Origin of the sequence: Acidisphaera sp. S103 (assembly GCF_009765975.1) — a bacterium.
Classification (GTDB): domain Bacteria; phylum Pseudomonadota; class Alphaproteobacteria; order Acetobacterales; family Acetobacteraceae; genus Rhodopila.
Map to the genome: position 1 here is coordinate 57,603 of NZ_LMUJ01000036.1, position 22,261 is coordinate 79,863.

The 22,261-nt window shown below is 64.1% G+C and carries 24 protein-coding genes; 15 read left to right on the forward strand and 9 right to left on the reverse strand.

The annotated features are described in order from the left end of the window. Positions 1-181 precede the first annotated feature (181 nt). Positions 182-1,585: an MFS transporter gene (locus GSQ89_RS08630; protein ID WP_158924025.1), complete on the reverse strand. Its 1,404-nt coding sequence runs from the start codon at positions 1,583-1,585 to the stop codon at positions 182-184. 118 nt (positions 1,586-1,703) lie between these two features. Between GSQ89_RS08630 and GSQ89_RS08635 the strand changes: the two genes are divergently transcribed. Next, on the forward strand, positions 1,704-2,852 hold the full coding sequence (locus tag GSQ89_RS08635; RefSeq protein ID WP_158924027.1) for a J domain-containing protein: 1,149 nt from the start codon (positions 1,704-1,706) through the stop codon (positions 2,850-2,852). A gap of 166 nt (positions 2,853-3,018) precedes the next feature. Here the strand turns inward: GSQ89_RS08635 and secB are convergent, their stop codons facing one another. Both secB and GSQ89_RS08645 read right to left on the reverse strand, forming a co-directional pair. Continuing rightward, positions 3,019-3,540, reverse strand: coding sequence for a protein-export chaperone SecB (secB, locus tag GSQ89_RS08640; protein ID WP_158924029.1), 522 nt, complete (start codon positions 3,538-3,540; stop codon positions 3,019-3,021). A 152-nt stretch (positions 3,541-3,692) separates the two neighbouring features. Then, positions 3,693-4,247: a histidine phosphatase family protein gene (locus tag GSQ89_RS08645; RefSeq protein ID WP_158924559.1), complete on the reverse strand. Its 555-nt coding sequence runs from the start codon at positions 4,245-4,247 to the stop codon at positions 3,693-3,695. 131 nt (positions 4,248-4,378) lie between these two features. On the opposite strand from GSQ89_RS08645, the gene GSQ89_RS08650 reads away from it, so the two are divergent. The 3 genes from GSQ89_RS08650 to GSQ89_RS08660 all read left to right on the forward strand — a co-directional run bounded on the left by GSQ89_RS08650 (position 4,379) and on the right by GSQ89_RS08660 (position 6,295). Then, positions 4,379-5,050 (forward strand): Tim44/TimA family putative adaptor protein, encoded by a 672-nt coding sequence (locus GSQ89_RS08650; RefSeq protein WP_158924031.1) that lies wholly within the window; start codon positions 4,379-4,381, stop codon positions 5,048-5,050. An 18-nt stretch (positions 5,051-5,068) separates the two neighbouring features. Further along, positions 5,069-5,836, forward strand: coding sequence for a (Fe-S)-binding protein (locus GSQ89_RS08655; RefSeq protein WP_158924033.1), 768 nt, complete (start codon positions 5,069-5,071; stop codon positions 5,834-5,836). Between the two features lie 159 nt (positions 5,837-5,995). After that, on the forward strand, positions 5,996-6,295 hold the full coding sequence (locus GSQ89_RS08660) for a hypothetical protein (RefSeq protein ID WP_158924035.1): 300 nt from the start codon (positions 5,996-5,998) through the stop codon (positions 6,293-6,295). A gap of 54 nt (positions 6,296-6,349) precedes the next feature. Here GSQ89_RS08660 and GSQ89_RS08665 read toward each other — a convergent pair whose 3' ends face one another. Continuing rightward, entirely contained in the window at positions 6,350-7,249 is a 900-nt protein-coding gene (locus GSQ89_RS08665; protein WP_158924037.1) for a LysR family transcriptional regulator, read from the reverse strand. Positions 7,250-7,349: 100 nt separating this feature from the next. On the opposite strand from GSQ89_RS08665, the gene GSQ89_RS08670 reads away from it, so the two are divergent. From GSQ89_RS08670 to GSQ89_RS08685, 4 genes are read left to right on the forward strand one after another with little or no spacing between them, the layout of a single operon-like run. Continuing rightward, positions 7,350-7,760 (forward strand): cupin domain-containing protein, encoded by a 411-nt coding sequence (locus GSQ89_RS08670; RefSeq protein WP_158924039.1) that lies wholly within the window; start codon positions 7,350-7,352, stop codon positions 7,758-7,760. Between the two features lie 6 nt (positions 7,761-7,766). Next, a complete protein-coding gene (locus GSQ89_RS08675; protein WP_158924041.1) occupies positions 7,767-8,135 on the forward strand; it encodes a DUF2255 family protein in 369 nt (122 codons plus the stop codon). A 25-nt stretch (positions 8,136-8,160) separates the two neighbouring features. Continuing rightward, complete coding sequence (locus tag GSQ89_RS08680; RefSeq protein WP_158924043.1) at positions 8,161-9,153, forward strand: aldo/keto reductase; 993 nt, start codon at positions 8,161-8,163, stop codon at positions 9,151-9,153. Positions 9,154-9,173: 20 nt separating this feature from the next. Further along, positions 9,174-9,914, forward strand: coding sequence for an SDR family oxidoreductase (locus tag GSQ89_RS08685; protein WP_158924045.1), 741 nt, complete (start codon positions 9,174-9,176; stop codon positions 9,912-9,914). 209 nt (positions 9,915-10,123) lie between these two features. Here GSQ89_RS08685 and GSQ89_RS08690 read toward each other — a convergent pair whose 3' ends face one another. Genes GSQ89_RS08690 through GSQ89_RS08700 form a run of 3 tightly spaced genes read right to left on the reverse strand, consistent with a single transcriptional unit; the run spans position 10,124 to position 13,265 of the window. Next, positions 10,124-10,888, reverse strand: coding sequence for an amino acid ABC transporter ATP-binding protein (locus tag GSQ89_RS08690; RefSeq protein ID WP_158924047.1), 765 nt, complete (start codon positions 10,886-10,888; stop codon positions 10,124-10,126). 16 nt (positions 10,889-10,904) lie between these two features. Further along, on the reverse strand, positions 10,905-12,050 hold the full coding sequence (locus tag GSQ89_RS08695; RefSeq protein ID WP_158924049.1) for an amino acid ABC transporter permease: 1,146 nt from the start codon (positions 12,048-12,050) through the stop codon (positions 10,905-10,907). Between the two features lie 3 nt (positions 12,051-12,053). Continuing rightward, the gene (locus GSQ89_RS08700) at positions 12,054-13,265 is read right to left on the reverse strand and encodes an amino acid ABC transporter permease (protein WP_158924051.1); all 1,212 of its coding nucleotides are present in this window, start codon (positions 13,263-13,265) and stop codon (positions 12,054-12,056) included. A gap of 192 nt (positions 13,266-13,457) precedes the next feature. Here GSQ89_RS08700 and GSQ89_RS08705 point away from each other — a divergent pair, with 192 nt between their 5' ends. The 4 genes from GSQ89_RS08705 (at position 13,458) to GSQ89_RS08715 (ending at position 17,199) form a co-directional block, all read left to right on the forward strand. Then, on the forward strand, positions 13,458-14,081 hold the full coding sequence (locus GSQ89_RS08705) for a TetR/AcrR family transcriptional regulator (RefSeq protein WP_158924053.1): 624 nt from the start codon (positions 13,458-13,460) through the stop codon (positions 14,079-14,081). Next, positions 14,078-14,566 (forward strand): VOC family protein, encoded by a 489-nt coding sequence (locus GSQ89_RS08710; protein ID WP_158924055.1) that lies wholly within the window; start codon positions 14,078-14,080, stop codon positions 14,564-14,566. Before GSQ89_RS08705 ends, GSQ89_RS08710 begins: the two co-directional genes overlap by 4 nt. 17 nt (positions 14,567-14,583) lie before the next feature. Continuing rightward, positions 14,584-14,712: a hypothetical protein gene (locus GSQ89_RS39760; protein WP_256367308.1), complete on the forward strand. Its 129-nt coding sequence runs from the start codon at positions 14,584-14,586 to the stop codon at positions 14,710-14,712. Positions 14,713-14,817: 105 nt separating this feature from the next. Next, positions 14,818-17,199: a 1-deoxy-D-xylulose-5-phosphate synthase N-terminal domain-containing protein gene (locus GSQ89_RS08715; RefSeq protein ID WP_158924057.1), complete on the forward strand. Its 2,382-nt coding sequence runs from the start codon at positions 14,818-14,820 to the stop codon at positions 17,197-17,199. Positions 17,200-17,444: 245 nt separating this feature from the next. Here the strand turns inward: GSQ89_RS08715 and GSQ89_RS08720 are convergent, their stop codons facing one another. Beyond that, complete coding sequence (locus GSQ89_RS08720; RefSeq protein ID WP_158924059.1) at positions 17,445-18,284, reverse strand: IS5 family transposase; 840 nt, start codon at positions 18,282-18,284, stop codon at positions 17,445-17,447. Between the two features lie 707 nt (positions 18,285-18,991). Continuing rightward, on the reverse strand, positions 18,992-19,888 hold the full coding sequence (locus GSQ89_RS38405; protein WP_216856071.1) for a hypothetical protein: 897 nt from the start codon (positions 19,886-19,888) through the stop codon (positions 18,992-18,994). A gap of 118 nt (positions 19,889-20,006) precedes the next feature. Between GSQ89_RS38405 and GSQ89_RS38410 the strand changes: the two genes are divergently transcribed. The 3 genes from GSQ89_RS38410 to GSQ89_RS08735 are packed head-to-tail and all read left to right on the forward strand — an operon-like array spanning position 20,007 to position 21,893. Continuing rightward, positions 20,007-20,885: a Mu transposase domain-containing protein gene (locus tag GSQ89_RS38410; protein WP_216856072.1), complete on the forward strand. Its 879-nt coding sequence runs from the start codon at positions 20,007-20,009 to the stop codon at positions 20,883-20,885. Next, positions 20,872-21,624: an ATP-binding protein gene (locus GSQ89_RS08730; protein ID WP_158924060.1), complete on the forward strand. Its 753-nt coding sequence runs from the start codon at positions 20,872-20,874 to the stop codon at positions 21,622-21,624. Before GSQ89_RS38410 ends, GSQ89_RS08730 begins: the two co-directional genes overlap by 14 nt. Beyond that, positions 21,621-21,893 carry a hypothetical protein gene (locus GSQ89_RS08735; RefSeq protein WP_158924062.1) on the forward strand — a complete coding sequence of 91 codons (273 nt, stop codon included), beginning with the start codon at positions 21,621-21,623 and terminating at the stop codon, positions 21,891-21,893. The genes GSQ89_RS08730 and GSQ89_RS08735 overlap by 4 nt, the downstream gene beginning before the upstream one ends. Positions 21,894-22,261: the final 368 nt, after the last annotated feature.

Below are 22,261 nucleotides of genomic sequence, written 5' to 3' on the forward strand. Positions count from 1 at the left end.
CAAGGGGCACTTTCTTGTACTCGGCAATCATACGGGATGATCGGTTTATAGGAAACCATGCCGCTATTTGTCTGATCGCATGATTCGCGCGCTTCGGACATTCCTTTCGCGTTTCGTCAGCCTGGCTGGCGGCGACGAAACGCTGGCGCCCCCGAGCGATCATGCTCAATGTGTCACGCCATCAACGTGCCATGCCACGTCGGCGTGGCGGGATGGCGATCAGCATGGCCAGGAACAGGCCGGCCGTCGCGGCCCACTGGGCGATGGAGAAGGCATGGGCGTAGGCGCGTTCCCCGGTGCCCCCGCCCAGCACCATGAAGAACAGGCTGCCGATGGCGGCCACGCTGATCGCCGCGCCGATTTGCAGCGCCGAATTGGTGATGCCCGCCGCCACGCCGCCTTGCGCCGCCGGGACGTCCCCCAGCACCGTCGCGAACAGGCGCGGGAAGGCGATGCCCTGCCCCAGGCCGGCCAGGAACACGGCGCCGGTCAGCATCGCGCCGTCGATCCCGACCGCCACCAGTGCGCCGACCGCGGTGTAAAAGGTGACCTGGATGCCCATGCCGATCGACAGCAGTTTCGGTCGCAGGCTGACCAGCGGCGCGCTGATCAGGGGGCCGAAGAACAGGCCGACTCCGTAGGGGACGATGGCGAGACCGACCTGCAATGGCGCCATGCCGCGGCCTTCCTGCTGGTACAGCCCGAACAGCAGGTAGAAGCTGGTGGTGAAGAAGAACAGCGTGGCGACCAGTACGCCGCGGCGGAAACTGGGGATGCGCAGCAGAGCGACATCGACCAGCGGCATGCCGCCTTGACGGCTCAGACGCGCTTCGTAGCGGAAGAAGGCGGCGGTCAGGAACGGCGCGCAGGCCAGGGTGACGAACACCCAGGCGGGCCAGCCCTGGCCCTGGCCCTCTGATAGGGGGACGACGATGGCGGCCAGGGTCAGCGAGATCAGCGCCGCGCCGCCCAGGTCCAGCCGGACATTGGCGCCGCCGCCGGTTTCCGGCACCACTTTCCAGCCGAGGAACAGGGTTATCGCGCAGACCGGCAGCGTCAGCAGGAAGATCGTCCGCCAGCCCAGGTCGGCGGGGTTCCACTGGATCAGCGCGCCGCCGCTGAACTGACCGATCGCGGCCGCCATGCCCATCATGATGCCATAGGCGCTCATGGCGCGTGCCAGCGCACGTTCCTCGGGGAACAGCGCCCTGATGGAGCCCAAGACCTGCGGCAGCAGCACCGCGGCGGCCGATCCCTGGACGATGCGGGCGAGCACCAGGTGCATGGGTGTGGCGGCGATGCCGCAGCCCAGGCTGGCCAGCGAGAAGCCCGCCATGCCGATCAGAAAGCAGCGCTTGCGGCCGTACAGATCACCCAGCCGGCCGCCGGTGATCAGGAAAACGCCGTAGCCGCAGGCATAGCCCGAGATGACCAGTTGCAGTTCGGCCGGCGTTGCGCCCAGGCTCTCATGGATCGACGAGAGGGCAACGTTGACGATGAAGAAGTCCAGCGGCGGCATGAAGCCGCCCGCCAGCAGTATGACCAGCGCCACCCAGCGGAGGGCGCTTTTTTGTCCTGTGGGCACGCATTCTCCCTGAACGGCTGAGCACGTGCCGTCATCTTCTGCCATGGATATCGAGGTTTCCCTCGCATACGGATCGGCCTATCTTGCCGCTACATTCCGGACCTAGCATCTAAAGCCCATGGTGCCACCCCGAACAAGAGCGGACCCCGAGGACTACTACGCGCGCCTTGGCCTGAGTCCGGCGGCGAGTCGGGCGGAGATCGTGACGGCGTTTCGCGTGAAGGCCCGGCTGTTGCATCCGGATGTGCCGAAGACCGGGAACGCCGTTGCGTTCGTCGCCGTGAAGCAGGCCTATGATGTGCTGTCGAACGCGGAGCGGCGTTCGGCCTATGATCGCGGGGCCGTCGAGGCGGCGAACGACGATGACTTTGAGCCGGAGGAAATCGTGGTGCGGCGGCCGGTTCGTCCGGTCCAGCCCGAACCGGTAATGGCAGGGGTGCTGCAACGGCCGGGTTTTTTCGATCTTTCGACGATGCTATGGATCGGGCTGGCGGTGTTCCTGTGCCTGTGTGTGTATCAGGCAGCGACGCATCTGCTGGCGCCGCCACGGACGGTGCGCGATGATATCCCGCCCAACGCGGCAATCGTTGCACCGCTGTCGCCGACCGCGCATCAGGCGGTGCTGTATGGCCCGGCGCCGGTGCGGCTGGCCGGAGTACCCAATTTCTATGTCGCTCCGAACGCGTCGCCGGCCATCCTGTGGCGACTGGATGCCGAACACGGCACGCTGATTCCGGTTGGCCGGATGCCGCCGTTCAGTTCCGTGCACGCGATCCGGCTGATCCGCCAGAGCGGCATGCTGGAAGTGACGATGAACGACCATGCCAACGGCTTCATCAGCGCCGACCATCTGACACCCGGCAATGTGGTGGCCGCTCGGCGGGCGTATTGCGGCTACAACGCCGGATCGCCGCCGACCGACGGGGAATTGCTAGAACACCGCGTTACTGGCGGCGCGACGCTGGAAATCGACAACCGCGCGGTGCAGCCGGTCGTGGTGAAGTTGCGGGATGCGACGGGGGCGGTCGCGCTGGCGGTGTATATGGAGCCCGGCGGTCATGCGGCGTTCGATGGGCTGGCCGACGGGGTCTATCAGACCGAGTTCGCGATCGGCGAGCTGTGGAGCAGGGCGTGCAACACGTTCGCGGCCGGGATGCGGGCACGGCGGCTGGATGCGGCGCTGACGGTGCCGCGCGATTCGCATCTGGCGGTCACGGCGGACGAGCCCGCGGTGGACATCACGGAGCAGGCGTTCGAACGGAATTGATGGGGCGTTCCGGGTAGAAAGTCGTGGGTCACCGGGCCAAGCCCGGTGATGACACGAGGAGGAACTGGCCAGTCCTCCACCCCTTATCCTGGCGCCTGCGAGACCTGCGCCGGCCACGACGAAGGCTACAACAGCGAGCGCCGGCCAGAACGCGCGGCGGTTGGTGTCAGGCGATGGCGGGGTTGGCGGCGCCGGCCTGGTTGCGGCGGGACTGCCAGAGCGCCACGAAATCGATCGGCTGCAGCAGGACTGGCGGGAAGCCGCCGTCGCGGGTCACGTCGGACAGGATGTTGCGGGCGAACGGGAACAAGATGCGGGGGCATTCGACCAGCAGAACCGGCTCGATCGCGTTGTCGGGCAGGCCGTTCAGGGTGAAGACGCCGGCATAGGTCAGTTCGGCGACGAAGACCGTGGCCGGCGGGGTGGCCGACTGGCCGTTCGTCTGTCCCGCGTTGTCGTGGGCTTCGGCGCGGATGACGATGGCGACTTCGAAGACGCTCTGGCCTTCCTGCACGCGGCGGGCCTGCACATCCAGGTTGATGCTGACCTGCGGCTGCGCCTTGAGTTGGGTGTAGATCTGCGGGGCGCCCGGCACCTCGAAGGACAGGTCTTTCACGTATTGGATGTTGACCACCAGCGGCTGGGCCGGCTGGCCGGTGGGCTGCGGGGCGGGAGTTGTCTCGGACATTACGGGCTCCGTTGCAAAAACCACGCCGTCTTCGGCGTTCGATTAGGACACGCCTGCTTGCGGGAAGCCGAAGCAGCTTCGCTTCGGCGAAGGCAGGCCGGGTAGCACGATTGTTCCGCAAATGCCACCGGGTTTCCGGGTTCGCGAACGTGTCACGCGCGCCACGTCAGGCGTTCGGGCGCGGGTTCGGTGGGGTCGCAGCGCAGCCATTGGCCGTTGGTCACGCTTTGGCCGGTCAGGCTGAGGATGAAGCCCCAATGGCTGACCACCAGGGTGTTCGCCCAATCGTGACGCTGTGCCAGGCCAGTGCGAAAGCGGGCGGCGCGATCGACGATGGCGTGTTCGGGTTCTTCCTCGGCGGGCCACCAGATGTTTTCGATCCGGGCGAAATCGTGGCCGGGCCAATCGCGTTCCAGATCGGTGCGAGGGGAGCCGATGTCGCAGGCGTAGGCGAAGCGTTCCCGTACGATCGGGTCGATGGTGACGGGGACGTTCAACGCCTCGGCGACCGGGTGGGCGGTCTGCAGGGCTCGGGTGTAGGGGGAAACGATGATGCGTTCGATTCCCTGCCCCACCAGTTGTTGGGCGGCTTCCTGTGCCTGGGTGTGACCGAGCGGGGTGAGGCGCGGGTCGATGATGCCGGGGTCGCGGCGGGTGGCGCCGAAATGCAGGTTGAATTCGCTCTGGCCATGACGCAGCAGGATCATGGAACGGCCATACAGGCGGTCCGATCGGGCGGCAAGTGCGGCAAATGAGGCGGTTCGGGGCAATTCGTCCGGGTTTCGTTTGTCATGGCCCCTGCTCGCGCCTATCTGTGGAGGGATAAGGAGCGTGTGGTATGGGTGCGAGCGGCGGATTTCCGGTTGATCTGGTTCTGTTTGGGATGATCGCGGCCTTTCTGGTCCTGCGGCTGCGAAGCATTTTGGGCAAGCGGCAGGGGTTCGAGCGTCAGGCGCCGCCGGTTCAGCCGGTGCCGTTGCGTCCGGTGGGCGGGCCGATTATCGAGGCCAAGGCCGAACCGCCGCAGCCGGCTGCCGTGCAGCCGATGCCGGACACGGCGTCGCCGACCGGGCAGGCGCTGGCACAGATGCGGACGCTGGATCCTACGTTCGATCCCGCCCGGTTCCTGGCAGGGGCGGATCAGGCGTTCCGGATGATCGTTGCCGCGTTCGCCGCCGGCGACCGGGTCGGGTTGCGGGCGTTGCTGTCGGACGACACCTACAGCGCGTTCGAGCAGGCGATCAGTGCTCGGGAGAAGGCCGGCGAGACCCAGGTCTCCGAGGTCAAGTCGATGCAGCATCTGAGCATCGATGCGGCGGAACTGAAGGGGCGTGTCGGATCGGTAACGGTGAAGATCGTGTCGGATCAGGTCAGCTACACCCACGATGCCAACGGCAAGCCCTTGACGGGCGCCGATGCCGTGACGGAAATCACCGATCTGTGGACGTTCGAGCGTGATTTGTCGCAGCAGGATCCGACCTGGCGGCTGGTCGCGGCGCGCAGCGGCTGATCTTACCAGGATACTTTGATGACTGAGACGAAGCCTCGGGTGGGTCTGTTCGTGACCTGCCTGGTCGATCTGCACCGGCCTTCGGTCGGATTCGCAGCGATCAAGCTGCTGGAGCGGGCCGGGTGCCAGGTGGAGGTGCCTCGGGCGCAGACCTGTTGCGGGCAGCCTGCGTATAATTCCGGTGACCGGAAGACGGCGCGTGACCTGGCGGTGGGAATCGTCGAGGCGTTCCGCGGGTATGATTACGTGGTTGCGCCGTCGGGGTCGTGCGCGGGGATGTTGAAGCATCATCTGCCGCATCTGTTCGACGACGATCCCAATCTGCGGGCGGTGGCGGATGCGATGGCGTCCCGGGTGTACGAGCTGGTGGGGTTTCTGACTGACGTGCTGGGCGTTCGCGACACCGGGACGGCGTTCGGCGGCGTGGTCACGTATCACGACAGTTGCTCGGGGTTGCGAGAGCTGGGGATCAAGCAGCAGCCGCGCGATCTGCTGGCTGCTGCTGGGGCACAGGTTGTCGAGATGACCGAACCGGAGATCTGCTGCGGGTTCGGCGGGACGTTTTGTGTGAAATACCCGGATATCTCGGTGCGAATGGTGTCGGACAAGACGAAGGACATTGTGGCCACAGGCGCGGATACGGTGCTGGCCGGTGATCTGGGGTGCCTGCTGAACATCGCCGGGCGGCTGCGGCGGGAGGGTTCGACGGTGCACGTGCGACATGTGGCCGAGGTGCTGGCGGGAATGACCGGCGATCTGCCGGGGATTGGCGAGGGGCGGGGTTAGGCGGCTGGTAGCGCCTCGGCCTATCGGTGCGACATAAACACGAGCGCGCGATGTCGCCGGGTTGCCACGATCTTACCACCTGATTGCCCGGAACGATGACCAGCTTGGACTCGTTACAAGACGTCCAGGCTTTTCATCAACGGCAACAGGAGTATTGCTATGCGAATGGGTTATATCGTGGCGATGGCGGGGTTGCTCGCGGCTGGTCCGGCGATGGCGCAGGTGGTGATCACCACACCGAACAATGGTGCTGCCGCGGCGCATGAATACCAGTCCGATCAGGCTCGTTCGGCGGGGCATCAGAACATGGACGCCGCGCGGGCGAACGCGGCGGTGGGTAATTATTCGGCCGCGGAGCAGGACAAGGCGGCGGCGCATCAGGATTTCCATGCGGCCCACCATGAGGAGCACAAGGCGGATCGCGACAGTTCCGGCGGGGTGACGCTGCAGGTTCGTTAACGCCATGGAACGGGGCCCGGGGATTGCCTGGGTCCCGCTTCGTTTTTTGTGTTCTTAAGCGTCGCCGCGGTATCGCAGCGCCTCGACCACCAGAGCAAAGGCTGGCGTGGGTTGGCGGCGGCTGGGGTAGTAGAGATGGTAGCCCGGATAAGGCGGGCACCAATCGGCAAGCACCTGGATGAGTCGGCCGGTGGCTAGGTGCGTCTGAATGGCATCCTCCGGCACGTAGGCCAGGCCGAAGCCGGCGAGTGCCGCGTCCAGCATCGGGGTGGTGCCGTTGAAGATGAGCTGGCCCTCCACCCTGACCTTCAGTTCGTGCTTTCCCTTCTGAAATTCCCAGGCGTACAGGCCACCGTGGGTGGGCAGGCGCAGGTTGATGCAGGTGTGGGCTGTCAGGTCGCGCGGTGTCTTCGGTCTGGGCCGTCCGGCGAAGTATGATGGTGCACCGACCACCGCCGAACGCATGTCCGGGCCGATGCGCACAGCAATCATGTCTTTCGCAACCATCTCACCGGATCGGACGCCGGCGTCATAACGTTCGGCGACGATATCCGTTAGTCCGTAGTCGATGACGACCTCCACCTTGATATCCGGGTAGGCCGGCAGAAGCGTTTCGAGGGCGGGCCAGAGGACGGCGCGTATGGCATGGTCGTGCGCGGTGATGCGGATGGTGCCGGAGGGTTTGTCGCGCAGCGCAGTGAGCGCGGTCAGTTCGGCGTCGATTTCTTCCAGACGCGGTCCGGCGGCGCGGAGCAGACGGTCCCCCGCCTCGGTCGGTGCGACGCTGCGGGTGGTGCGGGTCAGCAGCCTCAGGCCGAGCCGGGTTTCCAGCCCGCGGACCGTCTGGCTCAGCGCCGACTGTGAAACCCCCAGTTTCGCGGCGGCTCGGGTGAAGCTGCGTTCGCGCGCCACGGCGAGGAAAGCCACGATGTCGTTGAGGTCGGTACGGGGCATTCAGAAGTCTAGCTTATAGGTTCATGCAGATTCCAGCACCTAATCCCAGAGCGCGGCGCCTCTTAGATGGGGAAGCATCGGCAAACCATGGAGATGGGCGATGGAAATCAGGCGAGCGGGTTCCGAACCTTCCGGCAAAGGCCCGGACGACTATTTCACCGGACGGGTGCGGGTCGACCGGTTGTTCAGTGCGCCGGAGCCGGCCCGCGTTGCCGGCGCGAGCGTCACGTTCGAGCCGGGCGCCCGGACCGCATGGCACACGCATCCGCTGGGTCAGACGCTGATCGTCACGGCCGGTTGCGGCTGGGTTCAGCGGGAGGGCGGACCGGTCGAGGTGATCAGGCCGGGCGATGTGGTGTGGTTCTCGCCGGCGGAAAAGCACTGGCACGGGGCCACGGCGACGACGGGCATGACCCATATCGCCATTCAGGAAGCGCTGAACGGCAAAGTCGTGGACTGGATGGAAAAGGTCAGCGACGAACAATACCAGGCCGGATCTACGAAAGGCTGAAGCGAGATGTGGACGATTGAGGAACTGGACCGGATCGGCGGGGCGGACGAACTGGCGATCGCGTCGGTTCGGCGCGATGGAACGTTGCGAAAGCCGGTGATCATCTGGGCGGTTCGGGTCGGTGGCGATGTTTATGTGCGATCGGCCTACGGGCGGGGTGCCGGCTGGTTTCGCGGTGTCCAGGTTCGGCATGAGGGTCGTATCGATGCCGGTGGTGTCGGAAAAGACGTTCTCTTTGAGGACGCCGATCCTGCCGCCGGCGACGCAATCGATGCTGCCTACCGTACCAAGTATCGTCGGCATGGCGCCCAATACGTGGCTTCGGTGACGAATGCCGAGGCCCGGTCGACGACGATCAGGATCGTGCCGCGCTGAGCGGCATCGGGAAGGATGGAAATCAATGCAGAAGCGTAAACTTGGCGACAGTGGCCTGGAGGTCTCTGCTATCGGGCTGGGTTGCATGGGAATGACCAATTCCTACGGACAAAACCCTGATAGGGACGAGATGATTCCGATCATCCGGTCGGCGGTCGAGCGGGGCGTGACCTTTTTCGATACCGCCGAAGTCTACGGGCCGTTCCTCAACGAGGAACTTGTCGGTGAGGCGTTGGCGCCGGTGCGTGACCAGGTGGTGATCGCAACGAAGTTCGGCCATGACATCAATCCAGCGGAGCCGCGCCGCAGTGGCGTCAACAGCCGACCGGATCACATCAAGCAAGTCGCCGAGGCATCCCTGAAGCGCCTGCGGATCGACGTGATCGATCTTTTCTACCAGCACCGAGTCGATCCGAATGTGCCTATCGAGGACGTAGCCGGTGCCGTGAAGAATTTGATCCAGCAAGGCAAGGTCAGGCATTTTGGGCTCTCGGAACCGGGCGTGCAGACGATCCGCCGCGCCCATGCGGTGCAGAAGGTGACGGCGGTCCAGAGTGAATACTCGCTGTGGTGGAGGCGTCCGGAAGCGGAGGTGCTGCCGGCGCTCGAGGAACTCGGCATCGGTTTTGTTCCCTTCAGTCCACTCGGAAAGGGTTTCCTGACCGGAAAGATCGACGAAAGCACGACGTTCAGCACTTCGGATCTGCGCAGCCGGATTCCCCGGTTTTCGGCCGAAACACGGACGGCGAACCTTGCCCTGGTCGCGATGCTGACCGAGATCGTGGCACGCAAGCAGGCGACAGTGGCACAGATCGCTCTGGCTTGGCTGCTGGTCCGGAAGCCGTGGATTGTTCCGATCCCGGGCACCACGAAGCAGCATAGGCTGGAAGAGAATATCGGCGCGGCGGCCGTTACGCTGACTGCTGCCGATATGGATGAGATCGAGAGTGCCGCGGCGAAGATCGCTGTGCAGGGCGAGCGCTACCCGGAATTCCTGGAACGGATGACCGGGCTTTAATGGAAGTAGGATGTGGATCAGTGAGTAACAATATCGAAGGAAAAGTCGTCGTTATTACGGGCGCGAGCAGCGGGTTGGGCGAGGCGACCGCCCGCATGCTGTCGGCACAGGGTGCTCGGGTTGTGCTGGGGGCTCGGCGTCAGGATCGCATTCAGACGCTGGCTCGTGATTTGGGCGGCGACGACAAGGCGCTCGCCGTGACGACGGAGGTCACCGACCGAGCGCAGGTGAAGCGGCTGGTGGATGCTGCTGTCCAGACATATGGACGGATCGATGTCATGATCAACAATGCCGGCGTGATGCCACAGGCACCGCTCGAGCGGCTGAAGGTCGATGAGTGGGATCGGATGATCGATGTGAACATCAAGGGCGTGCTGTACGGCATTGCCGCGGCGCTGCCATATATGCAGCGGCAGAAGTCCGGTCACGTCATCAACGTTTCATCGGTGGCCGGCCATAAGGTCGGGCCGGGTTTCGCGGTGTATGCGGCGACCAAGCATGCCGTGCGGGCGCTGTCCGAGGGACTGCGGCAGGAGGTGAAGCCCTACAACATCCGCACGACGATCATCTCGCCGGGCGCGGTGGCGACGGAACTGCCGGATAGCACAAGCGAGCCCGATATCGCCGAACGGGTCCGCAAGGTCTACGAAACCGCGATCCCCGCTGACTCGTTTGCACGCACGGTGGTGTTCGCCATGAGCCAGCCGGATGATGTGGATATCAACGAAATCCTGTTCCGGCCGACACGCCAGGAATACTGAGCGGGTCGGATTGATGGTGCGCGATTTCCTATACGGGATCGAGACAAAATCGCGGGTGGCCGGGACACGCCCGGCCATGACGGTCAGGCAACGCAATGGCTGGTGAAATGATTCTCAGCCCACCGCTTATCCTGATGCCAATGGGGACACGCCCGGCCATGACGAGCCAGAAACCGGTGTTGACACAGGGTCTGGGGGCTGCCGTGTAATCAGTGTCCCCGCAGAATCTGACTCAGGAACAGTTTCAACCGGTCCGTCTGCGGGTTTTCGAACAACTGGTTCGGCGGGCCGTTTTCGACGATCTCGCCGCGGTCCATGAACACCACGCGGTGAGCGACCTGCCGAGCGAAACCCATTTCGTGGGTGACGCAGACCATGGTCATGCCGTCGTCGGCGAGGCCGATCATGGTGTCCAGGACCTCCTTGATCATTTCGGGGTCCAGCGCGCTGGTGGGTTCGTCGAACAGCATGATCTTGGGCTTCATGCACAGCGCCCGAGCGATGGCGACGCGCTGCTGCTGGCCGCCGGATAGTTGGCCGGGGTATTTTTTCGCCTGCTCGGGGATCTTGACGCGTTCGAGATAGCTCATGGCGAGGGCTTCCGCCTCGGCCTTGGGCATTTTGCGAACCCAGATCGGGGCGAGCGTGCAGTTCTCCAGGATCGTCAGGTGGGGGAACAGGTTGAACGACTGGAACACCATCCCGACCTCTCGCCGGATGGTGTCGAGCGCACGCAGGTCGTCGGTCAGTTCGGTGCCATCGACGATGATGCTGCCCTCCTGGTGCGTCTCCAGGCGGTTGATGCAGCGGATCATGGTGGATTTGCCGGAACCGGACGGACCGCAAACGACGACACGTTCTTTCTCGGCCACCGTCAGGGAGACGTCGCGCAGCACGTGCATGGTGCCGTACCATTTGTTCACCTTGTCCAGCACGATCGCCGGCGGGCCGGACAGGCTCATTGTTTGGCTCATTCTAAACGTGTCTCCGTCAGCGGGTGCGAGAGCGGTTGAGGTCACGCTCCAGGCTTCGGCTGTATTTCGACATGGCGAAGCAGAAGGCGATGTAGATGGCGGCGAGGCCGATATAGACCTCGGTGGAGAAGCTTTGCCAGGGGGGGTCGCTGAGGGCGACCTTGCCCATGGTCAGCAGGTCGAACAGGCCGATGATCAGCACCAGCGACGTATCCTTGAAGAAGCCGATGAAGGTGTTGACCAGCGGCGGGATAACCAGGCGCAGGGCCTGCGGCAGGATGATGAAACCGGTTTTTTTCCAGTAGCTCAGACCGAGTGCGTCGGCGGCTTCGGCCTGGCCTTTGGGCAGGGCCTGAAGGCCGGCGCGGACGACCTCGGCCAGGTAGGCACCGGCGAACAGGATGAAGGCGACCTGGGCGCGGAGCAGTTTGTCGATATTGACGCCGGCGGGCAGGAACAGCGGAAACATGACGCTGGCCATGAACAGGACGGCGATCAGGGGGACGCCGCGGATGATCTCCACGTAGAGCACGCAGAGCATTTTCACGGCGGGCAGTTTTGTCGAGCGGCGGCCCAGGGCGATGAGAACCGCAAGGGGGAAGGAGAAGGCGGCCCCGAAGGTCGCCAGGATCAGGGTGATGGGCAGGCCGCCCCAGTAGTCCTCGGTGACCAACTGTAGGCCGAACACGCCGCCCCACATCAGGATGCCGACGGCGGTCAGGGTGGCGATCCAGATCAGCACCAGTTCCTTGCGCCAAAAGCGGCGCATGCCGGAGACGATGTAGAGGCCGATGAACAGGAGCACGACGATGGCCTGGCGCCATTGCTCATCGTACGGATACCGGCCGAACAGGATCAGGCGGTATTTGTCCGCCAGGACTGCCCAGCAGGCGCCGATGCCGGCGGCTTTCTGGCAGACCGTGGTGTCGGGGATGCCGGTGGGGCCGTAAGGGACGTGCCAGACGGCGTGGACGATGCCCCATTCGAACAGGCCGAACACGACGCGGACGATCACGTAGCCCAGCGCCAGGGTGACCGCCGTGGACCATGTGGAGCCGAACAGGTTGGTGCGCAGCCAGGCCCAGGGGCCAAGGGCGGCGACTTTAAGCTGATCCCGGGCGGGCGTTGGCACGTGGCCGGCGGTGGTGCTGGCTTGGCTCATGGCTTAGCGCTCCACCAGCGCGATGTGCGCGTTGTACCAGTTCATGAACAGGCTGATGGACAGGCTGATGGTGAGGTAGACGGCCATGATGATGGCGATGCCCTCGATGGCCTGACCGGTCTGGTTCAGCGTGGTGTTGGCGATGGAGACGACGTCCTGGAAGCCGATGGCGACGGCCAGGGAACTGTTCTTGGTCAGGTTCAGGTATTGGCTGGTCATCGGCGGGATGATGACGCGCAGCGACTGGGGCAGGATGATTTGGCGCAGCACGTGGCCGGGGCGAAGGCCCAGTGCGCCGGCGGCTTCCCATTGGCCTTGCGGGATAGCCTGGATGCCGGAGCGGACGATCTCGGCGATGTAGGAGGCGGTGTAGGTCACCAGACCAAGCAGAAGGGCGAAGTATTCGGGGCTGACGGTGCCGCCGCCCTGGAAGTTGAAGCCTCGGAGGACGGGGAGCTCGGGGTTGAAGGGTGCGCCCAGGGTGGCCCAGACGGCGACGGGAAGGCCGATCAGCAGGGCCAGGGCGACGGGCCAGACGGCGGGGCGGACGCCGGTGGCGTCTTGTTGGCGGCGGGCTCGGCGGTTCCACTGGATCGTGCCGACGACACCGGCGATGAAGACCAGCACAGCCGCCGTGTGGGCGGGCTGCCAGTCGATTTCGGGAAGCTTCAGGCCTCGGTTGGACAGGAAGGCGATGTGGCCGAGGTGGAAGGCTTGTTTGGGGCCGGGCAGGCCTTGGAGGATGGTGTACCAGAACAGCAATTGCAGCAGCAGCGGGATGTCGCGCAAGGTTTCGACGTAGAACCCGGTCAGCCTTGCCAGCAGCCAGTTTTTCGACAGGCGGCCGATGCCGATCAGGGTGCCCAGGATGGTGGCCAGGACGACGCCGATCACCGCCACCTGCAGGGTGTTCAGCACGCCGATCAGCAGCGCTCGGCCGTAGGTGTTCACGGCGGGGTCGTAGGGCAGGAGGTGCTCGCCGATCGGGATGCCGGCGACGCGGTCGAGAAAGCCGAAGCCGGTGGCGATGTGGCGGGCGGCGAGGTTCTGGTTGGTGTTGTGGATGAAGTACCAGGCGATGACGGCGACGATGCCGACGATGACGATCTGCCAGACGATCGAGCGGAAGACGGGGTCGGTCCAGGACAATCGCATGCGGCGCCTGGGGGCAACCCGAGCGGCGATGAGCCGTGGATCGGCGGTGGCTTGGGACATCAGAGGCGGACTCCCCGTCGCTTCGGCTCAGTGTTGGTTAGGCAAGATTAGGGCCATGTGCAATGCGCTGCTCGCAGACCTGTGATGGTGCGAGTGTGCTTTGGTTGATGGGACAAATCAATCGTTTGTCGGTGGGAAGGGCGGGTTCGGTGGGGCTTGACACATACCAACCGGTTGGTATGTGATGGTGGCATGACGACACACGCCCCTGAAACCGCCCGGACCCGACTGCTGGATGCGGCTGTGCGCGTCATTCGGGAGAAGGGGTATCACGCGACGTCGGTGGACGAGCTTTGTGCGGCCGCGGGGGTGACCAAGGGGGCGTTCTTCCATCATTTCAAAAGCAAGGAAGATCTTGGCGTCGCGGCGGCGGACCATTGGTCGACGGCAACCGGCGGTTTGTTCGCCGGTGCCCCGTATCACGCGCCGGACGACCCGTTTGATCGGGTGATGGGGTATCTGGATTTTCGGGCCGCGCTGATCCGTGGGACGACGGCTGAATTCACCTGCCTGGTCGGCACGATGGCGCAGGAGACATTCCTGACCAATCCCCCGATCCGGGATGCGTGTTTTGACAGCATCGCGGGCCATGCGGAAACGTTGGAAGCCGATCTGGCGGCGCTGATTCGTGGGTCGACGGCCGAGCGGATCACGGCCAAGAGCCTCGCGTTGCATACCCAAGTGGTGCTGCAGGGAGCCTTCATCCTGGCGAAAGCCAAGGACGATCCGTCGATCGCCGGCGACAGTATCGAGCATCTGCGCCGGTATTTCAGGCTGTTGTTTGATGCTCATAAACCAAGGGAGAACACGCCATGACCGAGACCTCGAACGTAACCGCGCCGGCGGGCATGCATGCCTTGTCGCCACACCTGGTCTGTGCGGGCGCCGCTGATGCGATCGCGTTCTACAAGGCGGCGTTTGGCGCGACCGAAATGATGCGGCTGCCCGGGCCGGATGGGAAGCTGATGCATGCTTCGATCCTCGTGAACGGATCGTCGGTGATGCTGGTGGATGAAAACCCGGCTTATGGGATGCTGTCACCTCGGTCGTTGAAGGGCACGCCTGTTACGATCCACCTGATCGTCAAGGATGCCGATGCGGTGGTGAAGCAGGCAGCCGAGGCGGGCGCGACCATCAAGATGCCGGTGCAGGACATGTTCTGGGGCGATCGTTATGGCCTGATCGAGGACCCGTTCGGCCATCTATGGTCGGTGGCCACGCCGCAGCGGACGATGACGGCCGAGGAAGTGGCCGCGGCGGCCAAGGCCGCGATGTGTGGCGTCGGCGGTTCGGGAGTCTGATCCGGGGATATCGCACCGTGTGTGATTCGACGGCGCTGTTCGGGGCGTCGTGGCAGATCGTGCCCCGGTCGGTCAGCCGGATGCAGAGGGACGGTCGCCCCGAACAGGTCCAGCGCATGATGGATGTGCTGATGCGCATGTCGTAGCTGGATGAGGCGGCGTACGCGGGGGAGGGTGCTGTCTGACGTTGATGACTCCAGCGTCGAACGGTGCGAGAACGGGCACTGGCCGACATTGGCGGGAGGACCCTTATGAACGCGCCCATCACAGCGATCACACCGTTGGCGCCGCCTGAATCGCGGCACGTGCTGATCCTGAAGCAGCTTGAGCGCAAGCTGCTGTGGCTGTCGGCATGGATGATCCATAACGCCAACCATATCCGGCCCAATCGGGACGGGTTGAAGGTCGGCGGGCACCAGGCGTCCTGTGCGTCGTGCATCTCCATCATGGCGGCGCTGTATCTGGAGGTGGCTCGGCCGCAGGACCGGATCGCGGTGAAGCCGCATGCGGGACCGGTGTTCCACGCGATGAACTATCTGTTCGGACGGCAGACTCGGGAGAAGCTGGAGGGTCTGCGGCAGTTCGGCGGAATCCAGCCATATCCGTCCCGGGTGAAGGATGGGGCGGAGGTGGATTTTTCCACCGGGTCGGTGGGGCTGGGCGTGGCGATGACCAGTTTCTCGGCGCTGATGGCAGATTATACGCGGCTGCATGGGCTGGGGCGGACGGATCTGCCGGCGGGGCGGCATATCGCGATCTGCGGCGATGCGGAGTTGGATGAGGGGAATATCTACGAGGCGCTGCTGGAGGGCTGGAAGCACGACGTCCGGAACGTCTGGTGGATCGTGGATTACAACCGACAAAGCCTGGACAGCGTGGTGCCGGATCGGCTGTTCGGGCGGATCGAGGGGCTGTTCCGCGACATGGGCTGGAACTGCGTTACCATCAAATATGGCCGGCTGCTGGAGGCGGCGTTTGCGCGTGAGGGCGGGGAGGCGTTGCGGGACTGGATCGATGATTGCCCGAACAGTCTTTACGCGGCGCTGACGTTCCAGGGCGGGGCGGCGTGGCGGCAGACTCTGCTGGCGGATCTAGGGCGGTCGAAGGCCAGGGCCATTATCGATGAGCTGACCGACGATGAATTGGGCGCCCTGATGACGAATCTGGGTGGGCACGACATCGAGACCGTCATTGAGTGTTTGCGGGCGGCGGATGCGGATGGGGATCAGCCGACTTGTTTCATTGCCTATACGATCAAGGGGATGGGGCTGCCGTTCGCGGGGCATAAGGACAACCATGCCGGGTTGATGAGCAAGGAACAGATGGAACAGTTCCGGCGGGATATGAATATCCGGCCCGGACACGAATGGGACCTGTTCGAGGGGCTGGATGTTCCGGAGGCGGAACTTCAGGCGTTTCTACGGGATTGTCCGTTTGGGGCATTGCTGACGCCGGAGGGACGGACGCTGTCGGCGCCTTCGGTTTTCGTGCCGGCGGCGTTGCCGATTCCCCGGCTGGCGGGGCGGCGGATGTCGACGCAGGGTGGTTTCGGGGAGATTCTGGCGGAGATCGGGCGGGGGCAGGGGGAATTTAAGGACCTGGCCACGCATATCATGACGACGTCGCCGGATGTTACGGTTTCGACGAATTTGGGACCTTGGGTGAACCGGCGGGGGATTTTCGATCGGCATACGCGGAATGATGTGTTCCGGGATTCGAAGCTGGCCTCGGCGCAGCGTTGGGGGATGTCGCCAAAGGGGCAGCATATCGAGTTGGGGATCGCCGAACAGAATTTGTTTCTGCTGTTGGGGGCTGCAGGGTTGGCTCCGGGGATGTCTGGCGCTCGGGTTTTGCCGGTGGGGACGGTGTATGATCCGTTCGTTAATCGGGGGTTGGATGCGCTGCTTTATGCCTGTTACCAGGATGCCCGGTTTTTGCTGGTGTCCACGCCTTCGGGACTGACACTTGCGCCGGAGGGGGGGCAGCATCAGTCGGTGAACACGCCGCTGATCGGGATGGCGGCGGATCGGTTGGCTTCGTTCGAGCCTTCGCATGTTGATGAGTTGGGAGTGTTGCTGCGGCATGCGTTCGACTTCATGCAGCGGCCGGATGGGTCGGCGGTTTGGTTGCGGTTGTCTACTCGGGCGCTGGAGCAGAATGAGCGGGCGCTGGATCCCGCGGCGGTGATCGCGGGGGCGCATTGGGTGGCGCCTCCGGCGGAGGGCGCGCGGATCGCGCTGGCGTATCAGGGGCCGGTGGCGCCGGAAGCTGAGGCGGCTTTTGAGGTGCTGCGGGAGGAGGAACCGGGGGCCGGGTTGCTGGCGATTACGTCGCCGGATCGGCTGCATGCGGGGTGGCTGGCGGCGATGCGTGCCCGGCGCAGTGGAGACCGGAGTGCGGTGGCTTGGGTAGAGCGGCTGTTGGCTCCGCTGACGCAGGGGGCGGCTTTGGTGACGGTGCTGGATGGGCATCCGGCTACGCATGCCTGGTTGGGGTCGGTGCGGGGGCAGAGGGTGGTGCCGCTAGGGCCGGACCGGTTTGGGCAGAGTGGGGATATTCCGGATCTGTATCGGGAGTATGGGCTGGATACGGACGCGATTTTGGATGCTTGTGCGCAGGCTATGTTGGGGTAGGGGATAGGTTTCTTGCGGCGAGGTGCTTCTTCTTGAGGGGGGGCCTGCTCAATTCCCGTTTGGGGCGGCGGAGTTTGGCCTATCTTACGCTATCAATCAGGCTTGGCGCGAACGCACTTCTCATTTGACCGATCGTGGTGGTCCCTGTGGCGGAACTATCTGCCTTGAGGTACAGTATGTTGGATCTGTCTAATTAAATCTGAACCATATCGCGCTCGCAATTTTTCTAAGAACCTGACTCGAAATCAAGCGATCGCCTGGCAATCTCGAGCGATCCTGCGGATGAGCAGGAAGCCCATGGCCAGCATGAACCAAGCCTGCGACGAGGTCGTCAACGTCTCGAAGTCCTTGGCGAGGCGTCGAGCACGGTTCGCCCATCCGAAGGTCCGCTCGACGATCCACCGCTTTGGCAGCACGACGAAGCCTTTGACGGCGCGGTCTGTGCGTTTGACGACGCTGAGCCGGATACCGGTTGCCTCATAGGCGGCGCGTCGGGTTTCGTCGCCGGCGTATCCGCCATCGACAAAGGCCAGTTGCACCCATGGACTTTTCTGGCTGACCGCTTTCAGTAATGGTACAAGGCCGTCGCGATCCTGCACGTCGGCCGTGGTGACCTGGCACTTGATCGGTAAACCGAGCGTGTCGACGGCGATGTGGCGTTTGCGGCCCTTGACCTTCTTGGCAGCGTCGTAACCCTTGACCCCTCCGGCCTCGGTGGTCTTGACCGACTGGCTGTCGACGATGACGACGCTCGGCACCGCCTTCCTGCCCTCGGCTTCGCGAACGGCCATGACCAGGACGCTGACGATCTGTTCCCACAACCCGCTGTCGCGCCAGGCGTAGAAGCGGTTTTGAACGGTTGTGAACGGGGGAAAATCCTTCGGCAGGTAGCGCCACGGGCACCCCGCGCGGACCAGGTAGAACAGCGCATTCAGGATCACACGCGGATCGGTCGGCTTGCGGCCACATGGCTTGGGCGCGGGTAACAGCGGCGCTATCAACGCGAACTCCGCGTCCGACAGGTCGCTTGCATAGCGTTCGCCGATCACCGCATATTTCTCTCGATCGGTCTCGTTCCAAGGCATCGCGAATCACTCGGTCTTGTTGCAGAGCCAGCGAATCGCAACCTGCGAGACCGGTCAACGTCTACAAAGACTTAACCCTTACCAGATTTGATTCCGATACCGTTTCCGGTCAGTCTCAAGCTGTGTGGACGGAATCCCAGGCATGCGAATTTGTAAGATTGAACTAGACTGCTGCGATGGTGGGCGCGTGGCGGCGTGCGTGTTGTCTGCGGTCTGCCAGGGTTTGGGTGCTTCCCCCTGTCGATGCCGGTCAGAATCCGTAGCTACTTGCTGAAGCGTCGTCAGATGGCCGTGCTGCGCTTCGGCGCTCCGGATTGTCCAGGTAGTCCATAGGAGGGACCCGCCCCGAAGCGGAGCGCCCTTTTGCGCGCAGCGAAGCGAAGGGGCGGGAGGTTCCTGTGGACTACCTGGACAATCCGGGATGGCACTCCAGCCAAGGGTCTGGCCTCGGGATATTTGAGGGTGATGCGGTAGACCTTCCGGAATTGGGAAGGCAGGCACAGCGCCGATCCATCACCGGGCAGTTTTGCTTCGGCGCCGTGCCCTACACCGTGCAGAGGCACGATTGCAGGGGCATCATCGCAGTCGCGACGGCGCGCGTCCACGCCATCGGCGGGCGCATGACAGGAGCGGCGGTTGCGACCACGATCGTCTGCCGCAAGCCCGGCTGTTTCTATGCGCGGACCCAGGTTGTCGTGCCCAGGCGCTCATTTGCAGCCATTGCGACCGGGGCCACATCTACTGCGCCGAGTGTGCGCCGCACGCGCGCCGACGTTCGCTGCATGCAGCGGGGCGGCGCTACCAGGCGAGCCATCATGGCCGGGTGAAACATGCGGCACGATCGCGCCGCTACCGGGCGCGGCAAAATAAAGTGACGCATCACGGTTCACTCCTGCATCGATCGGATGCTGTGCTGGCCACGGACCCGGTGGTGGTGGTGGTGGTCGAGCAACAATCGCCGCTGGACAGTCGGTCGCCTGCACGCGGGCAGCGATGGTGCTGCCTGCGTTGTGGCCGGCGTTGTTCAGACCATGTGCGGCAAGGCTTCCTGCCGCATCGGGTCCGTCGGAACAGGCGAAGAGGACCCGATCATGACTATTCCACCTGAACTCGAGGCGCAGATCCTGCGCTATTACCATGTCGAAAAGTGGCGCATCGGAACGATCGCCCGGCAGTTGCGCGTGCATCCCGAGACCGTCGCCCGGGTACTGGCCCAGGCCGGCCTGCCACGCATCGGGGCGCCACAGCGGCCATCGAAGATCGATCCCTATCTGCCGTTCATCCGCGAGATGCTGGCCAAGTTCCCGACGCTGACCGCCAGCCGCCTGCACGCCATGGTTTGTGAGCGCGGCTATCGCGGCAGGCCAAGTCGTTTCCGCGCCATCATCGCCTGCCATCGGCCCCGTCCGCCAGCAGAGGCCTATCTGCGCCTGCGCACGCTGCCCGGCGAGCAGGCGCAATGCGACTGGGCCCACTTCGGTCATCTGGTGATTGGCCGCGCGCGTCGTCCCTTGATGGCCTTTGTCTTGGTGCTCAGCTTCTCGCGGCACATCTTTCTGCGCTTCTGCCTCGACGCCTGCACGGAGAACTTCCTGCGCGGCCATCTCGGCGCGTTTGCCGCATGGAACGGCATCCCGAGGGTCATTCTGTACGACAACCTGCGCAGCGCAGCGCAGCGCTGTGCTGGAGCGGCAAGGCGAGGCGATCCGCTTCAACCCGGCCTTGCTCGACTTCGCCGGGCACTATCGTTACGAACCTCGTCCCGTCGCAGTGGCGCGCGGCAACGAAAAAGGTCGCGTCGAAAGAGCCATAAGGTTCGTGCGGGACGCGTTCTTCGCCGCCCGCACATTCACCGACCTGGACGATCTCAATGCGCAGGCCGACGCCTGGTGTCGCGGCCAGGCCGCCGATCGACGCTGCCCGGAAGACCACACCCGCAGTGTTGCCGAGGTCTTCGCCGAGGAAGCCCCGCGACTGCTGTCGTTGCCTGACAATCCCTATCCCGTTGTCGAGCAGGTCGCCGTCAAGGCCGGTAAGACACCCTATGTCCGCTTCGACCTGAACGATTACTCCGTGCCCCACTCTTACGTAAGGCGGACCCTGACCGTGCTGGCCGATCCCGACCGGCTGCGCATTGTCGACGGCCAGGCGATCGTCGCCAGCCATCCACGCAGTTTCGACAAAGGCCAGCAAATCGAAGAGCCGGCGCATGTCCAGGCGCTCGTCGCGTGGAAACGTCAGGCGCGCCGCCACCGCGCGACCGATCGCCTGGCACAGGCCGCGCCGGCCAGCCGGACCTTGCTGGTCCGCGCGGCAGAACGCGGCGCTAATCTCGGCAGCATCACCGTGACTTTGGTCCAGTTGCTGGAGCGCTACGGGGCGAACCAACTCGATGCCGCCATCATCGAGGCGCTTGAGCGTGATGTGCCCCATCCCAACGCGGTTCGCCTGGCGCTCGAACGCCGCCGCGATGACCGCCAGCAGGCCCCGCCGGTTGCCCTCACCCTGCCGGCGCATGTCCAGGCGCGCGACAGGGCCGTGCGGGCACATTCCCTTGAGATCTATGACCAGTTGAAGAAGGTGGGTCATGAAGAACCCTGACACTTTGCAGCCACGCGCCAAGGCCCTGCATCTGCACGGCCTGCTGGCGCATTGGTCCGAAGCCGCCGCCGCCGGCTGGCCGGAAGTCCTCATCGGCTGGGAAGAGGATGAACGTGCCCGGCGCAGTCTCGAACGTCGCCTTCAGGGTGCCCACATCGGCCGCTTCAAACCGTTGTGCGACTTCGATTGGAACTGGCCCACCGCGATCGACCGGGGAACCTTCGAGGCGTTGATGAGCCTCGACTTTCTCAAGGACGCAACCAACGCCGTACTGGTCGGCCCGAACGGCGTCGGCAAATCCACCCTGGCCCGCAATCTTGCTCATGAGGCGGTGATCCACGGTCATACTGTCCTGTTCACCACCGCCGGCCAGTTGCTCGGTGAACTGGCCTCGCTCGACAGCGATGCCGCATTACGCCGCCGGTTGCGGCATTATGTTGCCCCAGCGTTATTGCTGATCGATGAAGTTGGCTATCTGTCTTACTCCAACCGCCACGCCGACCTGATGTTCGAACTGATCAGCCGCCGCTACGAGCAGAAAAGCACCGTCGTCACCACCAATCGCGCCTTCGCCGACTGGCGTGAGATCTTCCCCAACGCCGCCTGTGTCGTGTCCATGGTCGATCGCCTCATGCATAACGCCGAGGTGGTCTCTATCGAGGGTGACTCCTATCGCGCGAAAGAAGCCAGGGAACGCGCCGAGCGGAAGGTCAAGCAGCGCCGTGGCGGCAAGTCATGACCAAGCATAAGCGACACAAACAATCCCGGCATCCTTGCCCGCTCTGTGCCGAACCGCGACCCAACCCCGGTCTGCCGGTCGCCATCCCATTCGGCATACCGACATGCTGGCCACCCGAAGCAGCGCTCGCCATCTTCGAGTTCGTCGACGAAATGCGCGACATCATTCTGGGTGTCTACGGAACCCGCATCCAGGACGCGGCGCGACAGCGATGCCAATCGGCACCAACCGAATGGGTGGTCATCCCGGACGACGAACTGCCGTTCTAATCCGTGATACCGGCTGAAGACGGGGCCTTCGGCCCCGTTCTCTTCTTGCGCCTCCAAAACCAGATCGAAACGCCCGCTCCGGCTGCGCCGACCTCAGGCTGCTCCGGGACATCAGCAAATACCTACGGATTCAGAGCGGCGCTAACACTGGGCGTGCTCCGGTTGCGCCGGATGCACATTGGCGCACCGCCGACAGCCGCGAGATGAAGCCAGTCGGAAAGCCGGATGCGGGAAATCCGCACGTCCGGTTTGATGAGCGGGGACGGGAAACGGGGCAATGCCACCGCGCCCGTCCTCGACTCTACCCGCATAGCAGGGATTCGCTGGCGGGTGTCGCTTAAATCGCTGATTGCATCTACGGAATTGGG

Bases quoted from the DNA above. Each gene is read 5' to 3' on its own strand.
- GSQ89_RS08645 (WP_158924559.1), bottom strand. From the start codon at position 4,247: ATGATCCTGCTGCGTCATGGCCAGAGCGAATTCAACCTGCATTTCGGC.
- GSQ89_RS08670 (WP_158924039.1), top strand. From the start codon at position 7,350: ATGGAAATCAGGCGAGCGGGTTCCGAACCTTCCGGCAAAGGCCCGGAC.
- GSQ89_RS38405 (WP_216856071.1), bottom strand. From the start codon at position 19,888: ATGGCCGCGCAGGAAGTTCTCCGTGCAGGCGTCGAGGCAGAAGCGCAG.
- GSQ89_RS08700 (WP_158924051.1), bottom strand. From the start codon at position 13,265: ATGTCCCAAGCCACCGCCGATCCACGGCTCATCGCCGCTCGGGTTGCC.
- GSQ89_RS08715 (WP_158924057.1), top strand. From the start codon at position 14,818: ATGAACGCGCCCATCACAGCGATCACACCGTTGGCGCCGCCTGAATCG.
- GSQ89_RS08665 (WP_158924037.1), bottom strand. From the start codon at position 7,249: ATGCCCCGTACCGACCTCAACGACATCGTGGCTTTCCTCGCCGTGGCG.
- GSQ89_RS08690 (WP_158924047.1), bottom strand. From the start codon at position 10,888: ATGAGCCAAACAATGAGCCTGTCCGGCCCGCCGGCGATCGTGCTGGAC.
- GSQ89_RS08720 (WP_158924059.1), bottom strand. From the start codon at position 18,284: ATGCCTTGGAACGAGACCGATCGAGAGAAATATGCGGTGATCGGCGAA.
- GSQ89_RS08660 (WP_158924035.1), top strand. From the start codon at position 5,996: ATGCGAATGGGTTATATCGTGGCGATGGCGGGGTTGCTCGCGGCTGGT.
- GSQ89_RS08680 (WP_158924043.1), top strand. From the start codon at position 8,161: ATGCAGAAGCGTAAACTTGGCGACAGTGGCCTGGAGGTCTCTGCTATC.
- GSQ89_RS08730 (WP_158924060.1), top strand. From the start codon at position 20,872: ATGAAGAACCCTGACACTTTGCAGCCACGCGCCAAGGCCCTGCATCTG.
- GSQ89_RS08635 (WP_158924027.1), top strand. From the start codon at position 1,704: ATGGTGCCACCCCGAACAAGAGCGGACCCCGAGGACTACTACGCGCGC.
- GSQ89_RS08710 (WP_158924055.1), top strand. From the start codon at position 14,078: ATGACCGAGACCTCGAACGTAACCGCGCCGGCGGGCATGCATGCCTTG.
- GSQ89_RS08735 (WP_158924062.1), top strand. From the start codon at position 21,621: ATGACCAAGCATAAGCGACACAAACAATCCCGGCATCCTTGCCCGCTC.
- GSQ89_RS08705 (WP_158924053.1), top strand. From the start codon at position 13,458: ATGACGACACACGCCCCTGAAACCGCCCGGACCCGACTGCTGGATGCG.
- GSQ89_RS08655 (WP_158924033.1), top strand. From the start codon at position 5,069: ATGACTGAGACGAAGCCTCGGGTGGGTCTGTTCGTGACCTGCCTGGTC.
- GSQ89_RS08650 (WP_158924031.1), top strand. From the start codon at position 4,379: ATGGGTGCGAGCGGCGGATTTCCGGTTGATCTGGTTCTGTTTGGGATG.
- GSQ89_RS08675 (WP_158924041.1), top strand. From the start codon at position 7,767: ATGTGGACGATTGAGGAACTGGACCGGATCGGCGGGGCGGACGAACTG.
- GSQ89_RS08695 (WP_158924049.1), bottom strand. From the start codon at position 12,050: ATGAGCCAAGCCAGCACCACCGCCGGCCACGTGCCAACGCCCGCCCGG.
- secB (WP_158924029.1), bottom strand. From the start codon at position 3,540: ATGTCCGAGACAACTCCCGCCCCGCAGCCCACCGGCCAGCCGGCCCAG.